At 70.7% G+C, this 25,402-nt stretch carries 22 protein-coding genes; 12 read left to right on the forward strand and 10 right to left on the reverse strand.

Translation table 11 applies throughout. The features are described 5' to 3' along the window. Positions 1 to 73: 73 nt before the first annotated feature. On the reverse strand, positions 74 to 2,038 hold the full coding sequence (locus ACWEFL_RS05905) for a TerD family protein (RefSeq protein WP_451707968.1): 1,965 nt from the start codon (positions 2,036 to 2,038) through the stop codon (positions 74 to 76). Between the two features lie 180 nt (positions 2,039 to 2,218). Between ACWEFL_RS05905 and ACWEFL_RS05910 the strand changes: the two genes are divergently transcribed. The 6 genes from ACWEFL_RS05910 to ACWEFL_RS05935 all read left to right on the forward strand — a co-directional run bounded on the left by ACWEFL_RS05910 (position 2,219) and on the right by ACWEFL_RS05935 (position 10,434). Next, on the forward strand, positions 2,219 to 2,782 hold the full coding sequence (locus ACWEFL_RS05910) for a GNAT family N-acetyltransferase (RefSeq protein WP_451707971.1): 564 nt from the start codon (positions 2,219 to 2,221) through the stop codon (positions 2,780 to 2,782). Positions 2,783 to 2,907: 125 nt separating this feature from the next. Next, complete coding sequence (locus tag ACWEFL_RS05915; protein ID WP_451707974.1) at positions 2,908 to 3,342, forward strand: hypothetical protein; 435 nt, start codon at positions 2,908 to 2,910, stop codon at positions 3,340 to 3,342. Next, positions 3,332 to 3,985 carry a hypothetical protein gene (locus tag ACWEFL_RS05920; protein ID WP_451707976.1) on the forward strand — a complete coding sequence of 218 codons (654 nt, stop codon included), beginning with the start codon at positions 3,332 to 3,334 and terminating at the stop codon, positions 3,983 to 3,985. The genes ACWEFL_RS05915 and ACWEFL_RS05920 overlap by 11 nt, the downstream gene beginning before the upstream one ends. Before the next feature lie 3 nt (positions 3,986 to 3,988). After that, positions 3,989 to 8,752 (forward strand): putative T7SS-secreted protein, encoded by a 4,764-nt coding sequence (locus tag ACWEFL_RS05925; protein ID WP_451707978.1) that lies wholly within the window; start codon positions 3,989 to 3,991, stop codon positions 8,750 to 8,752. Between the two features lie 7 nt (positions 8,753 to 8,759). After that, entirely contained in the window at positions 8,760 to 9,515 is a 756-nt protein-coding gene (locus ACWEFL_RS05930) for a hypothetical protein (RefSeq protein WP_451707980.1), read from the forward strand. Positions 9,516 to 9,675: 160 nt separating this feature from the next. Next, entirely contained in the window at positions 9,676 to 10,434 is a 759-nt protein-coding gene (locus ACWEFL_RS05935; RefSeq protein ID WP_451707983.1) for a hypothetical protein, read from the forward strand. 243 nt (positions 10,435 to 10,677) lie between these two features. Here the strand turns inward: ACWEFL_RS05935 and ACWEFL_RS05940 are convergent, their stop codons facing one another. Continuing rightward, positions 10,678 to 11,526, reverse strand: a complete 849-nt coding sequence (locus tag ACWEFL_RS05940; RefSeq protein WP_451707985.1) for an enoyl-CoA hydratase/isomerase family protein — start codon at positions 11,524 to 11,526, stop codon at positions 10,678 to 10,680. Between the two features lie 166 nt (positions 11,527 to 11,692). Here ACWEFL_RS05940 and ACWEFL_RS05945 point away from each other — a divergent pair, with 166 nt between their 5' ends. Continuing rightward, the gene (locus tag ACWEFL_RS05945) at positions 11,693 to 12,736 is read left to right on the forward strand and encodes a cupin domain-containing protein (RefSeq protein WP_451707987.1); all 1,044 of its coding nucleotides are present in this window, start codon (positions 11,693 to 11,695) and stop codon (positions 12,734 to 12,736) included. 10 nt (positions 12,737 to 12,746) lie between these two features. Here ACWEFL_RS05945 and ACWEFL_RS05950 read toward each other — a convergent pair whose 3' ends face one another. Then, complete coding sequence (locus tag ACWEFL_RS05950; protein WP_451707989.1) at positions 12,747 to 13,268, reverse strand: cupin domain-containing protein; 522 nt, start codon at positions 13,266 to 13,268, stop codon at positions 12,747 to 12,749. Between the two features lie 314 nt (positions 13,269 to 13,582). Then, entirely contained in the window at positions 13,583 to 14,035 is a 453-nt protein-coding gene (locus ACWEFL_RS05955; protein WP_451707992.1) for an Lrp/AsnC family transcriptional regulator, read from the reverse strand. 104 nt (positions 14,036 to 14,139) lie between these two features. On the opposite strand from ACWEFL_RS05955, the gene ACWEFL_RS05960 reads away from it, so the two are divergent. Both ACWEFL_RS05960 and ACWEFL_RS05965 read left to right on the forward strand, forming a co-directional pair. Beyond that, entirely contained in the window at positions 14,140 to 15,567 is a 1,428-nt protein-coding gene (locus ACWEFL_RS05960) for a pyridoxal phosphate-dependent decarboxylase family protein (RefSeq protein WP_451707994.1), read from the forward strand. Between the two features lie 424 nt (positions 15,568 to 15,991). Next, a complete protein-coding gene (locus ACWEFL_RS05965; protein ID WP_451707997.1) occupies positions 15,992 to 16,978 on the forward strand; it encodes an alpha/beta fold hydrolase in 987 nt (328 codons plus the stop codon). A 298-nt stretch (positions 16,979 to 17,276) separates the two neighbouring features. Here ACWEFL_RS05965 and ACWEFL_RS05970 read toward each other — a convergent pair whose 3' ends face one another. From ACWEFL_RS05970 to ACWEFL_RS05985, 4 genes are read right to left on the reverse strand one after another with little or no spacing between them, the layout of a single operon-like run. Continuing rightward, positions 17,277 to 18,440 (reverse strand): hypothetical protein, encoded by a 1,164-nt coding sequence (locus tag ACWEFL_RS05970; RefSeq protein WP_451707999.1) that lies wholly within the window; start codon positions 18,438 to 18,440, stop codon positions 17,277 to 17,279. Next, on the reverse strand, positions 18,437 to 19,648 hold the full coding sequence (locus tag ACWEFL_RS05975) for a Dabb family protein (protein WP_451708002.1): 1,212 nt from the start codon (positions 19,646 to 19,648) through the stop codon (positions 18,437 to 18,439). The genes ACWEFL_RS05970 and ACWEFL_RS05975 overlap by 4 nt, the downstream gene beginning before the upstream one ends. A gap of 22 nt (positions 19,649 to 19,670) precedes the next feature. After that, positions 19,671 to 20,240: an aromatic-ring-hydroxylating dioxygenase subunit beta gene (locus ACWEFL_RS05980; RefSeq protein WP_451708004.1), complete on the reverse strand. Its 570-nt coding sequence runs from the start codon at positions 20,238 to 20,240 to the stop codon at positions 19,671 to 19,673. Then, positions 20,237 to 21,589, reverse strand: coding sequence for an aromatic ring-hydroxylating oxygenase subunit alpha (locus ACWEFL_RS05985; RefSeq protein ID WP_451708007.1), 1,353 nt, complete (start codon positions 21,587 to 21,589; stop codon positions 20,237 to 20,239). Before ACWEFL_RS05985 ends, ACWEFL_RS05980 begins: the two co-directional genes overlap by 4 nt. A gap of 190 nt (positions 21,590 to 21,779) precedes the next feature. Here ACWEFL_RS05985 and fdxA point away from each other — a divergent pair, with 190 nt between their 5' ends. The 3 genes from fdxA (at position 21,780) to ACWEFL_RS06000 (ending at position 24,117) form a co-directional block, all read left to right on the forward strand. Then, positions 21,780 to 22,112, forward strand: a complete 333-nt coding sequence (gene fdxA, locus ACWEFL_RS05990; RefSeq protein WP_451708009.1) for a ferredoxin — start codon at positions 21,780 to 21,782, stop codon at positions 22,110 to 22,112. Further along, the gene (locus ACWEFL_RS05995; RefSeq protein ID WP_451708011.1) at positions 22,109 to 23,107 is read left to right on the forward strand and encodes an NAD(P)/FAD-dependent oxidoreductase; all 999 of its coding nucleotides are present in this window, start codon (positions 22,109 to 22,111) and stop codon (positions 23,105 to 23,107) included. The genes fdxA and ACWEFL_RS05995 overlap by 4 nt, the downstream gene beginning before the upstream one ends. A gap of 224 nt (positions 23,108 to 23,331) precedes the next feature. Continuing rightward, positions 23,332 to 24,117: an IclR family transcriptional regulator gene (locus tag ACWEFL_RS06000; protein WP_451708014.1), complete on the forward strand. Its 786-nt coding sequence runs from the start codon at positions 23,332 to 23,334 to the stop codon at positions 24,115 to 24,117. Positions 24,118 to 24,260: 143 nt separating this feature from the next. Here the strand turns inward: ACWEFL_RS06000 and ACWEFL_RS06005 are convergent, their stop codons facing one another. After that, positions 24,261 to 24,617, reverse strand: coding sequence for a cupin domain-containing protein (locus ACWEFL_RS06005; RefSeq protein ID WP_451708017.1), 357 nt, complete (start codon positions 24,615 to 24,617; stop codon positions 24,261 to 24,263). Then, complete coding sequence (locus ACWEFL_RS06010) at positions 24,614 to 25,387, reverse strand: aldolase/citrate lyase family protein (RefSeq protein ID WP_451708020.1); 774 nt, start codon at positions 25,385 to 25,387, stop codon at positions 24,614 to 24,616. The genes ACWEFL_RS06005 and ACWEFL_RS06010 overlap by 4 nt, the downstream gene beginning before the upstream one ends. Positions 25,388 to 25,402 lie beyond the last annotated feature (15 nt).

The following is a 25,402-nucleotide window of genomic DNA, read 5'->3' on the forward strand; positions in this document are numbered from 1 at the left end:
TACGGACGCGCCGCCCCGCCGCCGTGGCCGTCACCGCACATCGCCGCATGCTGCCGCTACCGCGACATCGCCGTCACTGCACGTCGACGCCGTGGGCACGGGCCAGGCCGTCGAGCCCGTCGGCCCAGCCCTGCCCGATGGCGCGCAGCTTCCACACGGGCCGGCCGTTCTGGCTGTGCCGGTACAGCTCGGCGACGACCATGGCGCGTACGTCCGGGTCGCTCGGCGGCTGGAACGCCCAGACGGCCCCGGTGCCGCACTCCATGCGCAGTGCGGCATGGGTGAGCGCGCCGCAGGTGAGACCCGACTCGACGTTCATGGTGATGGCCACGGTGACGCGCCGGACCCTCTCGGGCAGCGCCTCCAGATGGACGGTGGCGCTCTCGACGGTGTCCGGCCCCTCCGTATGCCGGCCCAGCAGCCGGGCCGCGCCCGCTGCGGCGGACGGCTGGTTGTAGAAGACGAAGTCCTCGTCGCCCGCCACCTGCCCGTCGCCGTCGGTCAGGAAGAGGGTCAGATCGGCGTCGGCACCTTCGAAGGCGAACGTGATCAGGAGGCCCTGCCATGCCCCCTCCGGGAGCGTCAGGGTCTGCCCCGGAACGAGCGACACCGGCGCCTCCCGCCGCATGACCACCGTGGCGTCCGTCGGCGAGGCGGTGATCCCCTCCCTCCACTCGGCGAAGGGCATGATCCGGTACGGGTCCGACGGCGGCTCGGGACGACCGTTCGGAGAGCTGTCGTGCAGCCCGATGTCCAGACTGGCGAGGGTGGATCCGCCGGAGTCCGGATCGTCCGCCGCGTTGTCGAGGAGGTCCTGGAGACCGGGCAGCCGACGGGTGCTCAGGGGCGTGACCGTGCTGGAGACGTTGCCCGCCGCCGTTCGCCGGACGGAGCAGAGCACGTCCTCGCCGATGTCCAGGAAGCGCAGCGCGTCGTCGGCCCCGTGCCAGGTCTGGCTCTCGACGGCCCGGCGGGTCCAGCGGCCGTACGCCACCACACCCAGCTCACGGGTCTGGGGCATCCGGGTCAGCACGGCCAGATTGACGGCGGTGATGCCCGGAGCGGTCGCGAACCCCTCCTTGAGGGTGGCGATCACATTGGAGCCCATGACGGTGAGCCACCACTCCGTGCGTTCGCTCTTGTTGAGGTTCTTCAGCGTCGGACGGCCCGCGGGGGTGACTCCCGGAGCCTGCGCGGGCAGCGAGTCGAGGTCCGGCTGGCGCATCACGACGGACATCACCGAGCCCTCCACCCCGACGGCGCAGCCCGCGGCCGGATTGTCGGAGAACGCGGCGTTCACCGCCTCGCAGACGGTCTCCTCGTCATTGCCCGTCAGCGCCCGCCACCACTGCTCGGCCTCGGACGTGAGCTGTTCATGCGCGTTGCGCAGGCGCGACTGCTGGTCGGCCAGATAGACGGGAGCGTCCCGCTCTGCCCGCTCCTTGGCGGCCGCCCGCTCGGAGCGCGCGAACATCCCGAGTCCGCGCAGATGGAACGCCTGGGCCTCGGCCATGGCCCACTGCACCCCCAACCTCGGCGGTCCGGCGACGGCTGGAGGCCGGGCGGGCGGGAAGGTCTGCAGATGCACGTTGGTCATCCGCTGCCGGAGCTGCTGGAGCTCGACGATCGCCGCGTCCCGCTGCGCGTCCATCTCCGCCCGCTCCGCCTGCCGCCGCGCCCGGTCCAGTTCCTCGGCCGACGGCGCGACGGCGCGGGACGGCGGAGTACGCCGGGTGCTGGTGCCGGTCCGCGCGGGGACGGGTGAGGCCGGCGGGCCCGGATGGACGGGATGCCCCGGACTTCCCGGATACCCGGGAGAAGCCGGATACCCGGGAGAACCCGGACGCGCCGGATACCCAGGAGAAGCCGGATACCCAGGAGAAGAGGACGCCCGGAAGGGCCCCACCCCGGACGAGACCCGTGTTCCTCCGCTCCCCACACCGACCTGGGCCACGCGTGACCCGACGGTCACCCGCACCCCGCGGGGCGACACCCGCACACTCAACCCCGGTACACCGACCCGGAAACCGAACCCCATGGCGCATCCCTCCTTGGCCGAAGTCTTTCACCTCCGCGACACGCGGACCTCGGGGTCGGGACAGGGGCAGTGCTCCGCTTCACGGCCCGCCGTTGCACGTCCCCCGCCGGTAACCAAGAATCACCTCTGGCCCATCCGAAGGGCGCGGGCCTCCGCGCCGGTGAACACACAGGAGATCACGTGGACATCACTTCACTGGTACCCCTCACGACCGACCGGCTCTCGCTGAGGCTGTTCACTCCGGATGATGCCGAGGACCTGTTCGCGTACCAGGGGTTGGCGAGCGTCGCCCGGTACCTCTACCGGCCCCCGTACACACGGCAGGAGTGCGAGAAGGTCGTCGCCGAGCGGTCGGCGGTCACCTCGTGGGGCGTCGACGGGGACAACCTCACCCTGGCGCTCTGCCGCCGGGAGGAGCCGGGGGTCATCGGGGAGGTCTCCGTCACCCTGGCCGACGCCCGAGCGCGTCAGGGTGAGATCGGATGGATCCTGCATCCCGGCCACGAAGGACACGGTTACGCGAGCGAGGCCGCCGCGGCTCTGGCCTCGGTCGCCTTCGGCGCACTCGGCGTGCACCGGCTGTTCGCCCGCCTCGACGTCGAGAACACCGGATCGGTTCGGCTCTGCGAGCGCCTGGGTATGCGCAGGGAAGCCCATCTGATCGAGAACGACCTCGACGGCGACCGCTGGGGCAGCGAGTACGTCTACGCGGCCCTCGCGCACGACCTCGAGAAGAACCGGTAGCCCGCGCTTCCGGCCCGAACGGGCCTCCGGAAGAACGGAATCGAGTCTCCGTGGAGAACCACCCGCTCCTTCGCGCGCGTCTTCCTCCACGGAACCATCAGTCGTCTGCGACCAGGGAGGAAACCGTGCAGCAGCAGCCGAAGGCGGCGCTCGCCGAGCGCATCGCCGAGCGGAGACGGGGAGGCGGCGACCCCCGTGCTCTGGTCGGCGAGATGCGACGCTCGGTCATCCTGGTGCCGGTGGCCGACGGAGGTCTCTGGACGGTGCGTTCGGGCGGCGTGCGGTGGATCTGCGGGTTCACCGACGAGGCCGCGCTGGCCCGGTTCGCCCTGCACCACGCGCCCGGTGATCAGCCCATGGAGTACGCGGCACTGCTGGGCGCGCGCATCGTCGACGAGATCGTGCCCGCCCTGGGCGAGCCCGGCGGTCTCGCCGTCGACATCGCCACCGAGGACGGGTCGATGTTCTTCCCACCGGTCGTCGGCATCGTCCCGGACGCGGTCGCCGTCGACGCCGATGCGGCGGACGACGCGGGCAACGGGCGCGGTCATGGGCGGTGACGGAGGGGATCTGCGGTTCGACAAGGCGTCCGTCCTCAAGTTCACGCGGGGCATGGGCGCGACGATCGACCAGCTCGGCGATCTCGGCGGCGCCACCGGTTCGGTGATGGGCAAGGGCTTCTCGTCGCTGGCGATGACCGGGATGGAGGCCGGACACCACGGTCTCTCGGTCGACTTCGAGGATTTCTGCGAGCGCTGGGAGTGGGGCGTGCGCGCCCTGGTGCGGGACGCCAGCGAGATCGCGAACCGCCTCGGCCTGGCGGCGGGCACCCAGTGGGAGCACGACCAGTACATCGCGGGCACGCTGAAAGTGGGCGCCAACGCCGTGTTCGGTGGCAACCCGCACGCCGGTGAGGAGGAGATCGCCAAGCAGGACTGGGGCGACATCTTCACGCCGGACTACCTGGACCCGGACTGGAGCCCCGAGTCGTTCGAGAAGGCCGGCCAGGACATGGAGCAGACCTGGAAGGACACCGGCCGCGCCTTGCTCACCGAGGGCAACGGCGGCCGGCAGGCGGACATGCTCAACAATGTGCTCGGCGTCTCCGACGAACAGTGGAACCAGAGGCTGGACGAGGGATTCGGCCCGTCGCCGGAGGAACGCGCGAAGCAGGGACAGCAGGGTGATTCCGGGGGGAACTAGACAGTGGGTTTCGGGGACTTCATCAGTGATGTCACGCCGGACGTCATCGAGGACGCGGTCGAGGACGGCGTCGAGTGGGTGGGCGACCGGGTCGAGGACGCGGGGAACTGGACCGCCGACCGGCTGGAGGACGTCGGCTGGGAGTCCGGCGCGGACTGGGTGCGCGAGCAGTCCCGCTCGGTCGCCAACCGGCTGGGCGCGGAAGTCGACGAGATGGACCTCGGGCAGACCGAGGACAAGACCAAGCTGATCTACGGCAGCGCGAGCGAGATCAACTCCACCGCCAAGAGGCTCCGCGCGTTCCAGTCGGCTTTCGACGACACCGGCGACGGTCTCAAGGGCCTCGACTCCGCGGACCTCAAGGGCGCGGCGGCCGACGCGCTGCGCACCGCGGTGGGCACCCAGCCGCCCCAGTGGTACCGCGCCGCCGACGCTTGCTCGAAGGCGGTCGGCGCGCTTGAGGCGTTCGCCGACACCGTCACCTGGGCGCAAGGGCAGGCACAGACGGCGATCGACAAGTGGAAGGAAGGCGTCAGGGCCTCCGAGCGCGCCGCCGACGCCCACCGCGAGAAGGTCGACGACTACAACGGCGCCGTCGATCGCTACAACGCCCAGCCCGCCGACACACGCGACCCCGCCTCGCTCCCCCCGAGGCCCGCGGCGACGTTCGACGACCCCGGCAAGATGCTGATGAAGGAGGCTCAGGACATCCTCGCCGACGCCCGCACGCAGCGGAACTCGGCGGCGGAGACCGCGCGCACGGCAGTCCGCGCCGCCCGCGACATGGCGCCGCGGAAGCCGTCGTACACCGAGCAGGTGGGCGACGGGTTCCAGGAGATGCGGATCATGGGCGACCACTTCGGCGGCGGCATCGTCAAGGGCACGGCGGGGCTGCTCAACTTCGTGCGCAGCGTCAACCCCTTGGACCCGTACAACATCACGCACCCGGCCGAGTACGCCACATCTCTCAACAACCTGGCCGCCGGTCTGGTGCTCGCCGCCAACGACCCCATCGGCACCGGCACCGAGATGGTCAAGGACTTCATGAAGGACCCGGCCGAGGGCTTCGGCCGGCTGATTCCCGACCTCGCGCTGACCGTGGCCACCGGCGGGGGCGGCGCCGCGGTGAAGGGCGTACGCATCGCCGCGGACATGGCCGACGCCGCGAGGGTCCGCAAGCTCGTCGACGACTCCCCGGACGGCACCCACAACACCCCGGACGGAGACCGCGATCAGGGCGGCGACCCGGTGGACCTCGCCACGGGCCGGATGTACCTGCCCCAGACCGACGTCGAACTCCCCGGCATCCTGCCGTTGGTCTTCACCCGGCGCACCGAGTCCGGTTGCGCGGTCGGCCGCTTCCTGGGGCCCGCCTGGACCTCCACCGTCGACGAACGTCTGCAGATCGACGCCATCGGCATCCTCCACGTCACGGCGGAAGGGCTCCTCGTCCCGTACCCGCACCCGGTGCCCGGCGCGCCCACCCGGCCGGACACGGGCAGGGCCCGCACCCTGCTGGCCCGCGACGCCGAAGGCGACTACACGGTCACCGCCCCCGACAGCGGCCTGGTCTTCCACTTCACCGCCCCGTCCGGCAGCGAACCGGGCGGCGACGGTACGGCCTGGCTGTCCGGGATCACCGAACGCAACGGCCACACGATCACCGTCGAACGCACCGAGGACGGAGTGCCCCTGGCCCTGGTCCACTCGGCGGGCCACCACATGAGACTGTCCCTCACCGACGGCCTGGTCACCGCCCTGTCCCTGGCCGGCGCGGGCGAGGGCGGCACGGACCTGCCCCTGATGAGCTACGGCTACGAGGACGGCGACCTCACCACGGTCACCAAGCCTTCCGGCGCCACCACCACCTTCGTCTACGACGACCGCCGACGCGTCGTCGCCTGGATCGACTCCAACGAAAGCCGCTACGACTACGTCTACGACGATCGCGACCGAGTCGTGGCGGAGGGCGGCGAGGCCGGCCACGTCCAGATCACCCTGGCCTACACCGAGCCCGACCCCGAGACGGGCCACCGCACCACCACGCTCACCACCGCCGCCGGGCACGCGACACGCCACCTGTTCGGCCCCGGCTGCCGGCTGCTGGCCGTCACCGACCCCCTCGGCCACACCACCCGGTTCACCTACGACCCCCGCGGCAACCTCCTGACCCGCACCGATCCGCTGGGCCTCACCACCGCCTTCTCCTACGACGAGGACGGTCGGGTCGTCTCCGCCGTCCGCCCCGACGGAAGCGAACTGCGTACCGTGCGCGGCCCATTCGGTCTGCCGACAGAGGTCGTCGGGCCGGACGGCGCCCGTATGGTCCACGAGTTCGACGAACGCGGCAACCGCACGGCGGTCACCGACCAGGCCGGCTCCACCACCCGCTACACCTACGACCACGCCGGCCGGCTCACGTCGGTCGCCGACGCCCTCGGCGCCACGACACGCGTGGTGTGCGACGCGGCGGGGCTGCCCGTGGAGGTGACCGATCCCGGCGGCGGCACCACCCGCACGGAGCGCGACGCCCTCGGCAGACCGGTCCGCATCACCGACGCGGTGGGCGGTGTCACCCGCCTTCAGTGGCACGCCGACGGGCAGCTGGCCCGGCGTACCGGTCCCGGTGGCGCCACGGAGTCGTGGACGTACGACGGCGAGGGCAACCGCCTCGCCCACACCGACGCGTCCGGTGGCGTCTACCGCTTCGCGTACACCCACTTCGACCTGCCGGTCTCCCGCACCGGGACCGACGGCGCACGGTACGAGTTCGAGCACGACGCCGAGCTGCGCCTCACCCGCGTCACCAACCCGCAGGGGCTTGCCTGGACCTATGAGTACGACGCCGCCGGCGACATCGTCTCCGAGACCGACTTCGACGGCCGCACCCTCACCTACCGGGTGGACGCCGCGGGCCGGCTGGCCGCCCGCACCGACGCGCTCGGCGGGACCGTCTCCTTCGAGCGCGACCGGCTCGGCCAGGTGATCCGCAAGGACGTCGACGGCCGCGTGACGACCTACGTCCACGACAGGGCGGGACGCCTGCTGGAGGCGACCGGACCGGACAGCGAACTCCGCTACCAGTACGACCGACGGGGGAAGGTCAAGACCGAGCTGGTGGACGGCCGTCCCGTCTCCTACTCCTACGACGCCCTGGGCCGCCGCAGGAGGCGCGCCACGCCCACCGGTCATGTCACCTCCTACGCCTACGGTGCCGACGGACGACTCGAACGCCTCACCACCGGCGGTCACCGGATCGACTTCACGCACGACGCCGCCGGCCGGGAACTCGCCCGCGTCTTCGGCGACGCGATCACCGTCTCCTCCACCTGGGACGAAGCCGGAAGGCTCGCCGCGCAGCACATCACCGCCGGAGCCCGCGCCGTGAACAGCCGCGCGTACGCCTACCGCGCCGACGGTCACCTGACCTCGGTCGCGGACCGGCTGTCGGGCACCCGCACCTTCGAACTCGACCAGGCGGGCCGCGTCACCGCCGTCCGCGCCCAGGGCTGGACGGAGCGGTACGCCTACGACGACGCCGGCAACCAGACCTCGGCATCCTGGCCGTCCCGCCACCCCGGCGGCGAGGCCACCGGACCGCGCGCCTACACCGGCACCACCATCACCCGGGCCGGAGGCGTGCGCTTCGAACACGACGCCCTCGGCCGGGTCGTCCTGCGTCAGAAGACCCGTCTCTCCCGCAAGCCCGACACCTGGCGCTACGCGTGGGACACGGAGAACCGCCTCACGTCCGTCATCACCCCCGACGGAACACGGTGGAGGTACCGCTACGACCCCCTGGGCCGCCGCAGCGCGAAACAGCGCCTGGCGGCCGACGGCGAGAGCGTGGTGGAGGAGGTGCGCTTCACCTGGGACGGCCTCACCCTGTGCGAGCAGACCAGCCACCGGCCGGACGCCCCGAACGCGGTCGCCCTCACCTGGGACCACCGGGACGTCGTCCCCCTGGCCCAGACCGAGCGCATCCTCACGGGCGGCGACCGCCAGGAGGAGATCGACCGCCGGTTCTTCGCCATCGCCACCGACCTCATCGGCACGCCGACCGAACTCATCGACGAGACGGGCGACGTCGCCTGGCGCACCCGGAGCACGCTGTGGGGCACCACCGCCTGGGCCAGCGACAGCAGCGCGTACACCCCACTGCGTTTCCCCGGCCAGTACTACGACCCCGAGACCGGCCTCCACTACAACCACTTCCGCCACTACGACCCCGAGACCGGCCGCTACACCTCCCCGGACCCCCTCGGCCTGGCTCCCGCGCCGAACCCCGTCGCGTACGTGGACAACCCGCTCAGCGGGTGCGACCCGCTGGGCCTGATGCCCAAGTACACGAAGGAGGAGAAGGCCCAGAAGCGGATCGACAAGATCCTGGACGAAATCGCCGAACGGGCACAGAACGGTGAGATCAACAAGCATGCCAAGTACCACGGGTACGACCGGCATGCCTTCACCGACGAACGGGTCCTGGAGATCCTGAAGAACCCCGATGCCGTGTACCAGTCATCGGGCCAAGCAGGAAACTTCATCTTCCGAAAGGACAATGACATTGTCGTGGCCTATGGGCCCAGCGCCAAGCAGGGCCAGGCCATCACGGCATACGGAGAGTCGGGCATCAAGGGCGATTCCGGCGTCAAGGCGCTCGGTGGCAGTCCGACGGACCCCGGTAATCCGGTGACACACGAGGACATCGTGCAGGGCAGGATTCCCACCGAGGACGGCTACATGGCCCCGGCAAAGCAGATCAGATAAGGCAATAATGATCACGAAACTATCGTTTGACGGCGACTGGCGCGCAACGGTGACGGACGATCCGCTACACATCACCCCCCGCTTCACAGGCGACTCCGTGGATGTCGCGCAGTACGCGAACGTGAAGGAACGTGAGCGTTTCCTTGTGACCACCTTCGGCAGCAAGGAGTGGCTATGGGACGCCCCTGACACCTTCCGGTTCGACCCGGACAGCCAGAAGCTGGTCGGGGCCGAACTCCGGCTGCCGTACATGTCCGCCGCCGCCGAGACCTCCACCCGCGTACCCGTCATGCCCGCGGTACGCCCGGGCGGGCTGCGCGCGGACGAGATGCGGGACTTCCGGCACGAGATGTGCTCGGCTATGTACCGCGCTCCCGGTGATGCCGTGCTGATCTGTCTGCGCGACCTCGATGTCCTCGACGAGCCGCTGGAGGCCCGCATCGGCATCGCCCCCGACGTGGCGCTCCTCGTCCAGCACGGCACCGTCGTCGGCTGGAGCCTCACCGACCCGGTCCGGTACTTGACCACGGGGTTCGCCGACCCCGACCCCAACCCGCCCTCCCCCGCCACCCGTCGGCTGCTCACCGAATGCCTGGACCTGCTCACTGCACCAGTGGTCGACGACCTGGTGGACGGTGAGCCAGCCGCCGTGGCCCGCCTCCGGGCCGCCGACGAGACCCTGCGCGCCCAGCACGAGGACCGCCACCGGGCGCATGCCCTACTGGAAATGATCGCCACCTATGTGGAGGACTACGGGAGCTGATGACTTCCAACGGTGCGAGACGTGGGTGTGGACCGCGGGCCTGGTCTCACCCCGACAACGTCGACCCGCCCTCCCCCGCCAGCCAGCCAAGCCCCGCGACCCGCGGCGGCCTTGAAGAACCACATGGCTCCCGCAGTGCAGATACGAGGTTGCATTCACCATGAGACTCACCCTCGACGGCGACTGGAACGCGACGGTGACGAGCGATCCACTGCGCATCACCCCGCGCTTCGACTTCCCGGACCAAAGTGTGCGCATTGCGGAGTACGCGGACGTAGGGGAATGGCAGCAGTTCCTCGTGGACACGTTCGGCAGCCAGGAATGGCTGTGGGACGCTCCCGACGAGCTCCGGTTCAACCCGGACAGCCGGGAGCTGGTCGGCGCAGGGTTCCGATTGCCCTATGACTCCGCGCCCGCCGAAGACTGTGCCCGCGTTCCCGCCACACCCCCCATCCGCCCGGGCGGTCTTCGCGCGGACGAGGCCCGGGACTTCCGCCTGGAAGTGACCACGGAGCTCTGCCGCTCCCCCGGAGATACCGTGCTCACCTGCCTACGCGATCTCGACGTCCTGGACGAGCCGCTGGAGGCCCGCATCGGCATCGCCCCCGACGTGGCGCTCCTCGTCCAGCACGGCACCGTCGTCGGCTGGAGCCTCACCGACCCGGTCCGGTACTTGACCACGGGGTTCGCCGACCCCGACCCCGCACCCCCGTCCGACGCCACCCGGCACCTGCTCACCGAATGCCTCGACCTGATCACCACGCCGCTACTCGACGAAGTGCGGGACCGGACTCCGGCCGCCCTGGCCCACCTCAAGGCGCTCGACGAGGCCCTACGCGACCAGCACGAGGACCAACACCGGGTCGCCGCCCTGCTTGCACTCATCGGCAACCTCGTCGAGGACTACGGGAACTGGTGACGGACCAGCCCGGCACCCGGCCCTCTCCAGCCAAGCCCCGCGACCCGCGGCGGCCTTGAGGGACGGCCGGGCCATCCGGCTCCGGAAGATCCGTCCTACACGGCCGTCCGCGGCTCGATCGTCTCCCGCACTCGGCTCGGCACCTCCACCGGAACCCGGCCGTGCCGACCGTGCAGGCTCCCGACCCGAGAGCGCGAACACCCGTGGGCTCGCGGCCCGCGGTTCAGACGGCCTGACCGTGGTTCAGACGGCCCGGTCGAGCAGGCGCTCCAGGTCGAGTTCACCGTCTCGCGTCTGCGCACCCGCGGCCACCGCCCGCCGCATCCGGTCGACGACCGCCTCCGGCGCGGGGTAGACCTTGGAGTGGGCTCGGGCCTCCTCCGTCAGGTCCGGTACCGGACCACTGGCCTCCGCGGCGTTGACGGCCTCCATCGCCGCCTCGGCGACGCCGGGCGGCAGGTCCGCGATCCTGCGGGCGAGGAAGCCCACGAAGTCGTCGAGCTCGTCCGGGGCCACGGCGCGGTTGATCCAGCCGTACCGCTCGGCCAGGTCGGTGTCGAACAGCTCGGCGCCGAGGACGACTTCGAGGGCGCGGGCGCGGCCGAGGAGCCGGGTGAGGTACTGGGTGCCTCCGCCGCCGGGGAAGATGCCCATCCGGGTCTCCGGCTGGGCCAGCCAGGTCTCGCCGCGGGCGGCGAAGCGCATGTCGGCGGCCATGGCCAGTTCGGCGCCACCGGCCCGCAGCCGGCCGCGCAGCTTGGCGATGGTGATCTGCGGCAGGTTACGGAACCTCTCGTGCAGTTGCTGCAGCGGATTGAGGCTCGGGTCGCCCTGCTCGTCGGCCAGCGCCATCAGCTCCTCGGGCTCGAACATCCACTTCAGGTCCGCGTGGGCCGAGAAGAACTCGGGGTTCGCCGACTCCAGGACGATCACGCGTAGCCCGGCGTCGGCCTCCGCGGCGCGTACGACCCGGATCAGGTCGGTCACCAGCGCCTTGTCGATCGTGTTGACCGGCGGGTTGTCCAGGGTGACGGTGGCGACCGCGCCCTCGCGGGTGACGCGCAGTGCGGTGTAGCCGGATTCGGTAAGCATGGTGACTCCTTGGGAATCGAGTGGTGTCGGGGGCCGCGTCGTTGTGCCCTGGGAATGACAGTACGAGGAGTGCTGTGCCCTGATCGATGCCCGAATAGCCCAGTTCTTTATCCGTGTGTGTCACCAGGGCGGCGGGTTCGGACACGACGGCGGTAGCATCGATCGCATGGACGTACTCGCAGATGCCCTCACCGTGGCAGGCGTACGCGGCACCGTGGCGGTCCGCATCGACGGCGGAAACGACTGGAGCGTGTCCTGGGCGCAGAACGCCGACGCCGTGCTCTACGCCGTCACGGCCGGGCGCGCCTGGCTCACCCCGGAGTTCCCCGAGGGCGGCGGCGCGGCGATCGAACTGCTGCCCGGCGACCTCCTCCTGCTGCCCACAGGGGCCGCGCACAGCATCGCCAGTGACCCCGATCGCACACCGCTGCCCTGCGACACCAAGCTCACCGATATGCTCCGCCTGACCGGCGCGCCACTGCGCCTCGGCTCCGGCGAGGCCCGCACCCACCTGCTCGGCACGTCGTACCAGCACGACCACGCCGTCTCACTGCACGTCCTCACCCTGCTCCCGCCGGTCGTGCACATCCCCGCCGACCCGGCCAACGCCTCGCTGGACGACACCGTGCGCCTGCTCGCCCGGGAGAGCGCCGCTCCCCAGCTCGCCACCGCGGTCGTACTCGACCGGCTGACCGATGTCATCCTCGTCCACCTGCTGCGCTGCTGGCTGAGCCACCACCCCGAACTCGCCCGAGGCTCCTGGCTCGGGGCGCTCACCGATCCGCTGGTAGCCGACGCGATGACCCAGATGCACCAGCGGCCCGGCCACCCGTGGACGACCGACACGCTCGCCCGCGCGCTGGCGGTCTCCCGCTCCACCCTCAGCCGCCGCTTCCAGGACGCCACCGGACAGAGCCCCGGCGGTTATCTCACGCAGTGGCGCATGGACCTCGCCGCCCGTCGGCTGCGTGACACCGACGACAGTATCGAGGCCATCTCCAGGGCCGTCGGCTACACCTCCGTCTACGCCTTCAACCGCGCTTTCCACCGCGCCAGGTCCCTGCCGCCTGCCCGCTTCCGCCGCGACGCCCGGCAGCCGGATGCCGGCCTTCCCCCGAACCCGATGGTCACCTCCACCACAACACGGCATGGGGGTACCTCCCGGGCCGCAGGGCCCAGGGGGAGTCTGCAGGGCGTGGCGGGCCGGTGAACGCTCCCGGTCACTGGGGCCGACCGGGGTCGAAGTCCTCCACGAAGTAGCTGTCGTGCCGGATACGGAACCGCTTGAGCTCCTCGCCGCCGCGCTGTGAGATCTCCGCGACCCGCTCGAAGTACTCCTCTCGCGGGGCTCCCGGAGAGAAGAGCATGAGCATGGACATGGGCTCGTCGGTCCCGTTCCGGAAGGCGTGCAGGCCCCCGACCGGCACGTAGAGGAAGTCACCCTCGCGGCGCGTGGCCCACTTCTCACCGTCGTAGAACTCCAGCTCGCCGGAGAGGATGTAGAAGGACTCCGAGATCGTCTTGTGGAAGTGGGTCTTGGCTCCGGCGGACCGCGGTCCCAGCACCGCCTTGTACAGGCCGAATTCGCCACCGGTCGACTCTTGGGTAGCGAGGTAATGGGTGGCCCCGCCGGGCGAGGACACCTCCGGCGGGGCGTCGGCCGAGCGGAACATCGCGCTCACGTCGCCTCTGTCGCCGTGGTAGCGAGGCTCCGGATATTCGGGGTCTTGAAGGTACGTCATCGTGCGCTCCTTCCGGCAGTTCCTACCTGGATGGTGGCCCCTGCCTCCAGGCGGCGGCTACGGACTTCCGGATGGTCTTGCGTGCCCCGGGAACCAAGACCGGAGACCTACTCTTCGCTGTGTCGGCCCGGCATCGGGGCTGTTCTCGCGCATCCACGTTATGCGGACCTGCCGCCCCTACGCGACCGGGCATCGCGCCCGGCCGGGCGGCCGGACCTCTCGCTCTCCCATCAGCGTCTCCGACGGAAACCCGACCCCGCGTGTCCGGGGTTCCCCTGACGTACGGTCCGGGCGGACCGCGCGGCACTCCGGCGTCACCACGGGAATCCGGGGGTCGACTTGACGGTCTTCATCGCGAATTGCGACGTGGTTCGCGCGACCCCGGGCAGACAGGTCAGCTGGGACATGTAGAGCTGCTCGTAGGCCGCGATGTCGGCGACGGCGATCTGCAGCAGATAGTCCGGGGCACCGAACATCCGGCGACAGGCCACGACCTCGTCCAGCCCGAGCACCGCCGCCTCGAACGCCTCGATCGTCTCCCGGCGCTGCTCCGCCATCTCCACATGGACCAGGACGGCGAAGCCGCGGTCGAGGGCCACCGGATCGACGGACGCGTGGTAGCCGGTGATCACCCCGCTCGACTCCAGGGCGCGGACGCGACGCAGACACGGTGACGGGGAGAGCCCGATCCGGTCGGCCAGCTCGTTGTTCGGTAGCCGACCATCGACGAGCAGATGGTCGATAATTGCGCGATCAATGCGATCCATGGCACTGGATGCTACAGAGGGAAGCCCACGGAGGGATATCTGCCATCGGCTGCGCCGCCGCGCAGGCTAGCGTTCCACCAGGACCGAACGCCAGGAGGACCACGATGGACTCAGCCGCCGCCCGCTCCGACACACTCGTTCTCGACCCCGCGTCACGAGCCAGGGCCAACGCGCTGCTGGCCCGCTTCCTCGGCGACTACGAGGACTCCCTCCGGGAGCGCCCCATCGTTCCCGACGTCGACCGGACGGTACTCGCGCGGCTCCTGTCCGAGCCGTTCCCGGACCGGGGCGTCGGGGTGGAGGAGTTGTTCGCGGACTTCAACGAGCGCGTCCTGCCCAACTCGACGACCGTCGCCCACCCGCGGTTCCTCGCCTACGTCCAGGGGCCGCCCAACGGCATAGGCCCCTATGCGGAGGCGATGGCCGCCACGCTGAACCAGAACTGCAACTTCTGGCAGCTCTCGCCGGCCGCCAGCGTGATCGAGCGCTCCGTGGTCGAGTGGATGGCCGGACTCTTCGGGCTGGGGGAGAACGCCGCCGGGATCCTGACCGCCGGCGGGTCGATCGCCACCCAGGACGCGCTCACCGCCGCCCTGGCCGACCGTCGCCCGGACTTCCGTGAGCACGGGCTGCAGGCCGGTGGAGCACCCCTGGTGCTCTACACCTCCGAGGAGGCCCACCGGTGCGTCGACAAGGCGGCCGCGGTCCTGGGGATCGGGCTGGACAACGTCCGGCACATCCCGACCGACGAGCAGTTCCGCATGCGCGTCGACCTGCTCGCGGAGGCGGTCCGGGCGGACCGTGCGGCGGGGCGTGAACCGTTCTGCGTGGTGGCGACCTCGGGCACGGTGACCAGCGGGTCGATCGACCCGATCGGGCCGATAGCCGACCTGTGCGAGGCGGAGGATCTCTGGCTGCACATCGACGGTGCCTACGGCGCGCTGTTCGTCCTGGCCGAGGGCGCCCGCGAGGAGTTCGCGGCGTGCTCGCGTGCGGACTCCATCGCCCTGGACCCGCACAAGATGCTCTTCGCCCCGCTGGAGGCGGGGTGCCTCGTCGTCCGGGACGCGGCGAAACTGCGCGCCGCGTTCGCGTTCTCGTCCTCCTATCTGACCGTGGCGGAGGACCCGCTGATGGTCGACTTCATGGACTACGGCCCGCAACTCTCCCGCGGGTTCAAGGCGTTCAAGGTCTGGGCCGCCCTGCGGACGTTCGGTGTCGACGCCTTCCGCGCCACCGCCCAGCGCTGTCTCGACCTGGCCGCCCACATGGGCCGGCGGATCGAGGCGGAACCGGACCTGGAGGCCATGAATCCGGTGACGCTGACCGCGGTCTGCCTGCGGCTGCGCGGCCGGACCGACGCCGAGCACACCGAGGTCCTCGCCCGGCTGCGGGCAGAAGGGACCGCCCTCCTGGGTCCCGCTCTCCTCGGCGGCCGGGCCGGCATACGGGCCTGCGTGACGAACCACCGCACCACCTTCGAGGACATCGACCTCGTCGTCGACCGGCTCGTCGAACTCGCCAAGCGGTGACTCTGCCCGGCCGGGAGCCGACACCGGGAACGATCGGTCAGTCAGCCTGCCCCCGCCTGCGAGCGGGGAGCCGGCCGACAACGGCCGGAGCCACCTCGGTCACAGCACTCGGTCCGCGAGACCGGCCGTTCCCGCATCGCCGACCCCACGTACTGAGCCGACAGGTTCGGCATGAGGCCCGCCGGGTCAGCGGCGGCGACCTCCTACAGCCCAATAGGGCGCTTGCCTCATTTCTTCGACGCGGCCTTCCCTCCCCGTCGCTCCCGAACGAACTGGGGAGCGATTTGCCGAAGCGGCAATATCACTCGCGGTGACCTCTCTGCCCGTCGGATGATCGTGGGGTCAGCCGCTGCCCGTCGGCCCACCCGGTGCCGGCGGGCGACACCTCGGCACACGTAGTCCGCACGACAGTCCCGGAGGATTCATGTCTCAGTCCGCCCAGGTCACCCATGTCACGCATCGGCTGGTGACCTCTCCCGCCGGCAGGACCCACCTGGTGGAACAGGGTTCCGGGCCGCTCGTACTGCTGGTGCACGGGTTCCCGGAATCCTGGTACTCCTGGCGCCACCAACTGCCGGCGCTGGCCGCGGCCGGCTACCGCGCGGTCGCCATCGACGTTCGCGGCTACGGGCGCACTTCCCGGCCCGGCGACGAGGCCGCGTACCGGATGCTCGACCTGGTCGAGGACAACGTCGCCGTGGTGCGCGCGCTCGGTGAGGAGAGCGCGGTGATCGTCGGGCACGACTGGGGCTCGAACATCGCCGCGACCTCCGCCCTCCTGCGGCCCGAAGTCTTCCGCGCGGTCGGGCTGCTGAGCGTTCCCTACGCGCCGCCCGGCGGTCCGCGGCCCAGCGAGATCTTCGCCAACATGGGCGGGGATCAGGAGTTCTACGTCTCCTACTTCCAGGAGCCGGGCCGGGCCGAGTCCGAGATCGAACCCGATGTCCGCGGCTGGCTCGCGGGCTTCTACTCGGCTCTCTCCGCCGACACCATGCCCGCGGCCGATGCCCCGGACCCGCACTTCGTCAGCCGCGGCGGGAAACTGCGCGAGCGGTTCCCCGCGGGACCGCTGCCCGCCTGGCTCGGCGAGGACGACCTCGACGTCTACGCCGGGGAGTTCGAGCGGACCGGCATGACCGGGTCGCTCAACCGCTACCGGAACATGGACCGGGACTGGGAGGACCTCGCCGGGTTCCAGGGCAAGCCGATCACCCAGCCCTCGCTGTTCCTCGGCGGGGCACTGGACGCCTCCACCACTTGGATGTCCGAGGCGATCCAGGCGTACCCCACCACCCTGCCCGGCCTCGTCTCCTCTCATATCCTCGACGGCTGCGGGCACTGGATTCAGCAGGAACGCCACGAGGAGGTCAATCGTCTCCTCACCGACTGGCTCGCCTCTCTGCCCGCCTGATCCCTGGCCGGGGAGCCCCGGTCGCGGCCGTCGGACTCTGCCGCGACCGGGCGCGGGCCGGCCGGTGGCCCAGGTCGGCGGGGCGGCGGGGCCGGTCGGCCAGGGCCCGCCCCTGCGGCGATCGTGACGAGGCCCGCCCTTGGCCGCCAGTCGGTCGACGGTCCGGGCGGGCCTGTCGGGCAACAGGTTGCCGTGCCGGTCGCCCTTCGCCGCGCGCGCCGGGGCGAGTTCGGTGGCGAGCCGCGTACCCGGATGAACACGACGCCGTCGAACTCGCCTACCTCCCCGGCCGGTCGGGCTACGCCGACAGTTCTGTCAGCAGTCGGCGGTAGACGCGCGCGTAGGCGGTCAGCTGCGCCAGCGACAGTTCATCGCGACGAGGATCGTCGGCGGCCTGCTTCGCCTGCGGGCCGAGGCGTACGGTGTCGACGCCCAGGCCGCGCAGCACAATGCCGTCGGTCGATCCCGTCCAGCCCGTGACCGGCGGCGGCGACCCGCCGAACTCGTCGAGCCAGGCCCACCGGGCGGCCGTCACCACCGGGGCGTTGGCCGGGGTGGCCGCGGCGGGCGCCACCTGTTCGGCCTCCACCTCGACCGCGCACTCCCGGAGCGCCGACTCCGCGCACCGCGCCCGCAGCCGGTCGGCCAGTCCGGCCGCCAGCTCCTTCGGCTCCACCCGGTCGCCGGCGACGGCGTACAGACCGATCCGCAGCTCGGACGGCAGCAGATCCGGTTTGTCCGGCCAGCCGCCGTCGATCGCGCCGATGCCACAGGCCCGGCCGGCCTGTCCGGTCCGCGGGTCGGCGGCCAGGTAGTCCGTACGCCAGCGGCCCAGCTCGTCCAGGACCACACCGGCCGAGGCGATCACTCCCCCGGGCGGCGTGGCCGCATCGGCCAGCATCGCGAGCCCGGGGCGGCCGGTCACCCGGACCGTCAGAAAGAACGCGCCCGGCTCCTCCCACAGCAGGATGGGCGGGCCGCACTTGGCCACGATCGCCGACCGCGGCAGCGGGTACGCGTCGGCGTAGGCTTCCACACCGGTGATCCCACCGCCGCGGCGGTGGGTCCCGGAGCCGGCGAGCAGCAGCCGCCCGGCGCCCGCCTCGGCGAAGGCGACCAGCGCGGCGGCGGCCGGCCCGCGGGCGACCCCGAGACCGAAGCCGGCCACCACATCACCGTCCACACTGAGCGGACCGGCCGGCGAGGCGTCGCCGGTGACGAGCCAGGTGCCCTTGCTCCCGTCGTCCAGCGAGGTGTCGAGATGGGAGTAGAGCAGGGGTCCGGTCCCGTGCGCGGCGGCCAGGCTGGCACCCGAGGGGCCGTGCTCCAGCACCTGCCAGTCGACGTGCGGCCACCGGTGCGCGCACCAGGCGCGCAACCGGTGGGCCGCCGTCCGCTCCTGCCCTCGTGGGGCGGGGGTCGCGTCGAGCAGCCGCAGGACGTCCAGCAGCTGCTGTCTCAAAAACGTCCCCAGTCGTCGGAAGCCGGACGCCATACGTCGATGTTGCGCGGGTCGGCCGGCATCTTGCGGGCGCGGTGCGTCTCGTGCTCCTCCGGGGTGAACACCCGGTGCCGGTCGCACAGTTCGAACCGCGGGCCGAAGCGCGTGTCGTGCATGTAGAACGCGATCGACGTCGACGCCGAGTGGTTGACGATGTCGGAGGCGATCGGGGCGCCCTTGTACAGCGCGCGGGCGCGCATCCGCATGACATGGTCGAGGCTCTTCATCGCGAAGCACAGGTGCGCGACGTAGTGTTCCGTGTTCTTCTGGATCGCGAGGCTGTGGTGGTAGCGGTCCTCGCAGCGGTAGAACGTGGTCGAGCCGACGATGTGGTCCGAGGGCAGGAAGTTGAGGACGTTCTGGTAGAAGTCCCGTGTCTCCTCGAACTTCGCGGTGGCGATGAAGGGGTGCACCAGGTCGAGCGGCCGGATCTCGTTGTGCGGCGGCTCGGCGTACTCCTGGAACTCGGTGAACAGCTCGATGATCAGGCCGTTGGGGTCCTTGACCCCGAAGCCGTTGTCGCAGAGCGCCTTCTGGCGTTCCTGGAGTTCGAGGACTTCGAGGCCGGCGTCGAGCACGCTCTTGTGGAGCTGTTCGAGCACCTGCTCGCTCTCCACGCTGTAGCCGACCGCGGTCGTCCATCCGTCGGTGCGCTCGGGCGCGTGGATCAGTTCGATCGCGTGGTGTTCGATGTCGGCGCGCAGGTAGGCGTACTCGTCCGTGCGCTGTTCCAGCTGCAGACCGACGTGGTATTCGAGGAAGTCGATCGTGGCCTGCATGTCCGGAACCTCGATCCGGGCGTACTCCATGCCGTACGGGCCGCGCGGGCGGGTGCTCACCGGCGTTGTCCTTCCTGCAGTGAGCGAAGCACGCTCGGCGAACTCGAACGAGGTGATGGCCTGCTGGGCGATGACCGGTCGCCAGCGCGTGCGAACGAAGTCCTCGTGGGACTCGCTGCCGAGATAGGCGAGCAGGTCGTCCTGGCTGTCGAAGTCGACGGCCATCGTGTGGGTGAAGGTCTGGTCGCGGGTGCTGATGTTCTCGCCGAGGACGAAGCCTCGCATGGCCGGGTACCGGTCCGGGAAGGTGCGCAGCTCGCCCAGCACCGAGTCGCGCGTCGACTGGTCGGCTCCGTCGGCGAAACGGAAGGACAGGGTGTGTCTGATCATCGGGTCACCGTCCGTTCGCCGACTAGAGGATGAAGCTGAGCCGGGCGCCTGCCGCCAGCGACTCGTGGCCGAGGATGGAGCGCCGCAACCGGAAACGGAGTCCGTCGTCGGTCGGCACCAGCAGATGGTCGTACCACCCGACGTAGGAGTCGAAGTGCCCGTCGCGGGCGCGGTGCACCACGAAGGAGGCCGCCACCCGGAAGGAGTCCTCCGTGCCCTCCGTGTTCTCGGTGTTCTCGGTCTCCGCCGTGTTCTCCGCAGCCTCGAAGAGCCGCACATTGGACACCAGACGGTGTGTACGCGAGTGCGGGTTCTCGGCGTGCGCCTTGCGGGACTTCAGTCGCTTGACCCGGGCGCGGAGCAGGTCCCAGTCGTCGTCGACGAACGATCCGGTCGCGTGCGGCGACCAGCCGGGCCGGTAGTCGGTGGTCGGGATCTCGTAGCGGGAGCCGGGCTCGAAGAGGGCCAGCCAGCCGTCGTAGTCCCAGTGGTCGAGGATGTCGGCCTCGGTGTAGAGGAAGTCCTCCACCTCCTGCCGGGTGACGGTGCGTCCCGCACACCGCACGGAGCCCCGGTTGACGATCGCGGTCATCGCACGTCCCTCCCCGTCAGGAAGGACGCCGGACGCTCGCCCTTGATCTCGATGCCGTCATCGAGTCCTATGGCTTCGACCCACTGCCGCCAGAAGCCCCGCATCGCGCCTTCGTCGATCGACCGGCCCTGTACACCCTTGACCTCGTCGGCCATACCGCGCGACATGTCGCTGAAGTCCAGCTCGGGCGCGCCGGCGCCCGCCGTGGCCTGGATGCCGCGCTGGACCGCCTCGTACGCCTCGATGTCGTCCGGCGTGGCGAGCCCGCCCGGTCCGACGAAGCTGACGACCGTCTTCATGCGCAGGGCGCGCGTGTCCGGGTCCTCGGCGCGCGGGACCAGCTGCCAGGCGCGTACGTCGGTCTGGTCGGGCGCCATCGGCTCCAGTTGCCGGATCGACAGGCCCTCGATGTCGAAGAGCAGCAGGTTCGGGAAGACGAACAGGATGTGGCTCTCGTCCGCCACGTGGTGCGCCCGCTTCTCCCCCAGCCGCTCGGTCATCTCGGCCCGGTGGGCGTCGGTGCGGACACGCTCGTCCTCGCCGAAGCGCGGTTCCCAGATCATGCTGATCCGTCCGCCGTGCCCGGTCAGGACCAGCAGGCCATGGCCGTTGCCGAGGTTGTACGCGTACTGGTTGTCGTCGGTGACGGCGTAGCCGCTCTCCCGCAGATAGCCCACGAACGTGTTGTGCGTCGGCGCGAAGTGGTACCCGTCCATCGCGTTCTCGACGGCGAGTTTCCAGTTGCCCCGGACGCTGTAGAGCTGTGTGCCGGGCAGTGTGGTCATGCCGCCGACGTGCTGCTGCTCGATCATCGTCATGTAGTCGGCGGCGTCGCCGAGGTGCTCCAGCAGCGGCGGGACGTCGGGGTCGAAGGAGACGAAGACGAATCCCTCGTGGGTCTCCAGGCGCGGCACGCTGCGCAGCCCCATCGAGGCGCGGAACTCGTCGGTCGACTCGTACGCACCGGCGTCGGGGATCGCGGCGACCTCGCCGTTGTTGCGGAAAGTCCAGGCATGGTAGAAGCACTGGAAGAGCTTGGTGGAGCCCTCGGTCTCGCGGCAGAGCACGGTGCCGCGGTGTGGACAGGAGTTCAGGAACGCGTGCAGCTCGCCGGCGGTGTCCCGGCAGAAGATCAGCGGCCGACCGCCGAGGGTGCGCACCTTGAAGTCGTTGGGGTTGGGGATCTCACTCTCGTGCCCGAGGTAGAGCCAGGTGTGCATCCACACCCATCCGCGTTCCCGGGTGAAGATCTCCGCGCTGCGGTACGCCTCGCGGTTGACCCGGAAGGTGAGCTGGTCCCAGTCCTCGGCGATCATCGGAGCTGGGGCGGTCCGGGGATTGCTGCCCATGGGGAGTTTGCCTCTCACAAGTCCCGACCCGAGTGACGTGCTCTGCGAGACGCCATCTCGTATGTCGCGCTAGCGTCACCCAGCACGCACGACGGTGTCAAGCACTCGGCGCACGGTTGACATCCGAGGCCGGCGCGACCATCATCCTATTCCGCATTGAGATACACCGTCTCGCATTCTGTGCGACCGTGTGAAGGGCAACAAACTCGTGCCGTACGTCATCACTCAAGCCTGCGTCGACGTCAAGGACAAGTCGTGCATGGAGGAGTGCCCCGCCGACTGCATTTACGAGGGCGACCGGATGCTCTACATCCAGCCCGACGAATGCGTCGAGTGCGGGCGCTGCGAACCCGTCTGCCCGCAGATCTCCATCTTCCACCACGAGGATCTGCCAGAGGAGAGCCAACGGTTCGAACGTGTCAACGCCGAGTTCTTCACCCTCGGGACCCCACCGCTCGGATCGCCCGGCGGGGCCCGCAAGGTCGGCCGGGTCGGCCGTGACCACCCCGAGGTGGAAGGGTGACGGGCCCGGCGCCCACGGGCGCCGCCCCCGAGGTCTCCGTCGACCTGCTCATCATCGGCGCCGGCCCCACCGGACTGTACGGCGCGTACTACGCCGGCTTCCGCGGCATGAGCGTCGCGGTCGCCGACGCCCTGCCCGAGGTGGGCGGCCAGATCACGGCGCTGTACCCCGAGAAGCTCATCTTCGACGTGGCCGGCTTCCCGGCCGTCCGCGGCCAGGAGCTGGTGGAACGGCTCGCCGAGCAGGCCGGCCGGTGGAACCCCGTCTACCTGCTCGGGCACGGGGTCACCCGGCTCGACGACACCGGCGACGGCATCGTCGCCACCACCGACGCCGGCGCCCGGATCACCGCGGGCGCGGTGCTCGTCTGCGGCGGGATCGGCAACTTCATCCCCCGCGAACTCCCGGCGGGCTCCGAGTATCTGGGCCGGGGGCTGCGGTACTTCGTACCGCGCCTCAACGAGCTCGCGGGACAGGACGTCGTGGTGGTCGGCGGCGGAGACTCCGCGCTGGACTGGGCGCTGTCGCTGGAGCCGATCGCCTCCTCGGTGACGCTGGTGCACCGGCGTACGCGGTTCCGGGCCCACGAACGCACCGTCGAGCAGATGCACACATCCTCGGTGCGGGTCCTGACGCCCTACGAGGTCGAGAAGATCTCCGGCGACGGGCCGCTGTCGGAGGTCGTGGTCGCCGGCTCCGACGGCGACCGGATCACCCTGCCCGCCCAGAGCGTCGTGGCCGCACTCGGCTTCATCGCCGACCTCGGCCCGATCGAACAGTGGGGACTCCGGCTGCGCCGCCGGCGCATCCTCGTGGACCCCACGATGCGCACCAGCCGGGAGCGCGTCTTCGCGGCGGGCGACATCGCCGACTACGACGGCAGGGTCGGTCTCATCTCGATCGGCTTCGGTGAAGCCGCCCTCGCGGTCAACCACATCGCCACCGTGCTCGACCCGGCACGCTCCATCACACCGGGCCACTCCACCGACGCGTGAGCGAACCGCATCGGCGGCCGTACCGCGGGCGCGGAGAGCACCCGCGGACGGCCGCCCCCGGCGGGCCGGGTACGCTTCCCGCCCGGCTCCTCCGCACCGGCGGGGATCGGCGCGACTGAGCGCCTCGGCACTCTTCACACACCTTTACCATGACGTCATACAAGACAGCGTTTCATTAAATGCCCCTACCAATTTGACTGAGCATGGACAGGAGCGTGGAATCCATGGCCACGAAGGTGCAGCACGGCACCGGCGAGCAGGACGGTCCCGAAAGGACCGCCCCGACGATCCAGACGGTGCAGCGTGCGGCGCTGATCCTCGGCTCTTTCACCGTCGGCAAGCCGCATATGAGCCTCAACGAGATCACCGCGCGCCTCGGGGCGAGCAAGGCGACCGCGCACCGCTACACGAAGGCGCTGCGGGCGGCGAATCTGTTGCGGTACGACGAGCGCACCTCGCTGTACTCCCTCGGCCCCCAGGTGCTCACGCTCGCTTCGGCGGCGCGGGCCGGCCTGCCGATCGTCGCCGCCGCCGAGCCGTACATGGAGGATCTGGTCCGGCGCATCGACGAGACGATCGTGCTGTCGGTCTGGGACGGCGAGTCGGCGACCGTGGTGCGCTCGGTGGACAACACCGACCACATGGTGCGCATCAGCGTGCGGGTCGGCTCGCGTCTGAACCTGACGTCCTCGGCGCAGGGACGCGTCTTCCTCGCGCTCCTGCCCCCGGAGCAGGTACCGGCACTGCCGCGTTCGGTCCGCAGGTCGGCCGAACTCACCGAAGAGCTCGAAGCCATCCGCGAGCACGGGCTGTCGGTCAACTCCCCCACGGTCAACGGAGTCCGCACCATCGCGGCGCCGATCTTCGAGGGGGACGAGATCAGCGGGACGCTCGCGATCGTCGGCACGACGGCGACCGTGCCCGACGACGTCAAGTCGCCGATGGCACAGGCACTGCTGGAGACCGCCCGCGCGTTGTCGCAGCGGCTGGGCACCTCGGACGGCGGCTGACCCGGCCGGCCCTGTGCGGGTCTCCGCCACCGCGCCGGGTCCGGTCCGCCACCCGCGGTGTCCCCGCGGGTGGCGGACGCGTACGCCCGAAACCCGAGGCGTCGCGCCCCCGCGCCGCGGTGAGACGTCGAGCCGTACGCCGTTCAGGGAAGCAGGTCGGCCCTCGGCGGGACGAAGAAGTCGATGTTCACGCAGGGGGCCTCGGTCGGCTCCACGTAGTGCTCGCTGCCGCGGGGAACGAGCAGGAACGATCCGGCACGCATATCGTGCGCGACGCCGTCCACGTAGTAGTTCGCACGCCCCTCGGCGATGTGGACCAGCTGGTCGAAGTCCTCGTGCCGGTGCGGGTTGAGCGTCATGCCGACCTCGAGTTCGTGGTGGCAGATCATCACCTCGTCCGTCGCGTAGACACGGCGACGGACCCCCGGCCGTACCTGCGTCACCGGCAGTTCCTCCCAGTTGACGACGGTGTTGAACAGCGCTGCGTTGCGTGTGCTCACTGGTTCCCCTCTCCGGCGGCCGCCCGCAGGCCGGCCGCCAACATCTGCAGGTCCGAACCGACTACGAGGTAGTCGGCGTCACCGAGGCCCAGGTCCGCCGCGGCGCTCCGGGTCGGGGCCCAGCCGCCGAACGCCACCGCCGCGGAACGGGCGGCGTCTCTCACCCGGTCCACCGCGGCCCGCAGCACCGCCGGGTCCGCCGGCAGGCCCAGGTCGACCGCGAGGTCGGTGCTGCCGAGGAAACACACGTCGAGGGCGGCGACCAGATCCGGCAGAGGGTCGGTCCGCGCCGTCTCGATCTGGCCCACGAGCACCGGCGGGTCGTCCTGCTCGGCGCGCAGGAACCCGGCCAGCGGGGCCGCGCCGAACCGGGCGGCCCTGTTGGCCAGGCTCACCGACCGACGGCCGGCCGGAGCGAACCGGCCGGCCGCCACGAGTGCCTCGGCCTGGGCGATCCGGGTGAGCATGGAGAGCTGGATTCCGGCCGCCCCGGCCTCCAGGAGCCGGTTGACGGCGGCGGCGTCCACCTCGGGCAGCCGGACCAGGGCCGGCAGGCCGCAGGCGTCCGCGTGGCGTACCAGATCGACGGCGTCCCGCTCGGTGAGCGTGGAGTGTTCGAGGTCGACGACCACGAACGCGAACCCGGCCGCCGCGGCCAGTTCCACCACGTCGGGCGAGGCCAGCTTGACGAACGTGCCGACGGCGGGTTTCCCCGCCGTCAGGGCCGCTCGCAGCCGACGCCGCAGCAGATGGACGTCACCGACGGTCAACGGATCCTCCCCTGG

It is taken from the genome of Streptomyces sp. NPDC004838, from assembly GCF_053600955.1.

Excerpts from the sequence above, each read along its gene's own strand:
- ACWEFL_RS05905 (WP_451707968.1), bottom strand. The coding sequence starts at position 2,038 with ATGGGGTTCGGTTTCCGGGTCGGTGTACCGGGGTTGAGTGTGCGGGTG.
- ACWEFL_RS05920 (WP_451707976.1), top strand. The coding sequence starts at position 3,332 with ATGGGCGGTGACGGAGGGGATCTGCGGTTCGACAAGGCGTCCGTCCTC.
- ACWEFL_RS05930 (WP_451707980.1), top strand. The coding sequence starts at position 8,760 with ATGATCACGAAACTATCGTTTGACGGCGACTGGCGCGCAACGGTGACG.
- ACWEFL_RS05935 (WP_451707983.1), top strand. The coding sequence starts at position 9,676 with ATGAGACTCACCCTCGACGGCGACTGGAACGCGACGGTGACGAGCGAT.
- ACWEFL_RS05940 (WP_451707985.1), bottom strand. The coding sequence starts at position 11,526 with ATGCTTACCGAATCCGGCTACACCGCACTGCGCGTCACCCGCGAGGGC.
- ACWEFL_RS05945 (WP_451707987.1), top strand. The coding sequence starts at position 11,693 with ATGGACGTACTCGCAGATGCCCTCACCGTGGCAGGCGTACGCGGCACC.
- ACWEFL_RS05950 (WP_451707989.1), bottom strand. The coding sequence starts at position 13,268 with ATGACGTACCTTCAAGACCCCGAATATCCGGAGCCTCGCTACCACGGC.
- ACWEFL_RS05955 (WP_451707992.1), bottom strand. The coding sequence starts at position 14,035 with ATGGATCGCATTGATCGCGCAATTATCGACCATCTGCTCGTCGATGGT.
- ACWEFL_RS05960 (WP_451707994.1), top strand. The coding sequence starts at position 14,140 with ATGGACTCAGCCGCCGCCCGCTCCGACACACTCGTTCTCGACCCCGCG.
- ACWEFL_RS05965 (WP_451707997.1), top strand. The coding sequence starts at position 15,992 with ATGTCTCAGTCCGCCCAGGTCACCCATGTCACGCATCGGCTGGTGACC.
- ACWEFL_RS05975 (WP_451708002.1), bottom strand. The coding sequence starts at position 19,648 with ATGATCAGACACACCCTGTCCTTCCGTTTCGCCGACGGAGCCGACCAG.
- ACWEFL_RS05980 (WP_451708004.1), bottom strand. The coding sequence starts at position 20,240 with ATGACCGCGATCGTCAACCGGGGCTCCGTGCGGTGTGCGGGACGCACC.
- ACWEFL_RS05985 (WP_451708007.1), bottom strand. The coding sequence starts at position 21,589 with ATGGGCAGCAATCCCCGGACCGCCCCAGCTCCGATGATCGCCGAGGAC.
- ACWEFL_RS06000 (WP_451708014.1), top strand. The coding sequence starts at position 23,332 with ATGGCCACGAAGGTGCAGCACGGCACCGGCGAGCAGGACGGTCCCGAA.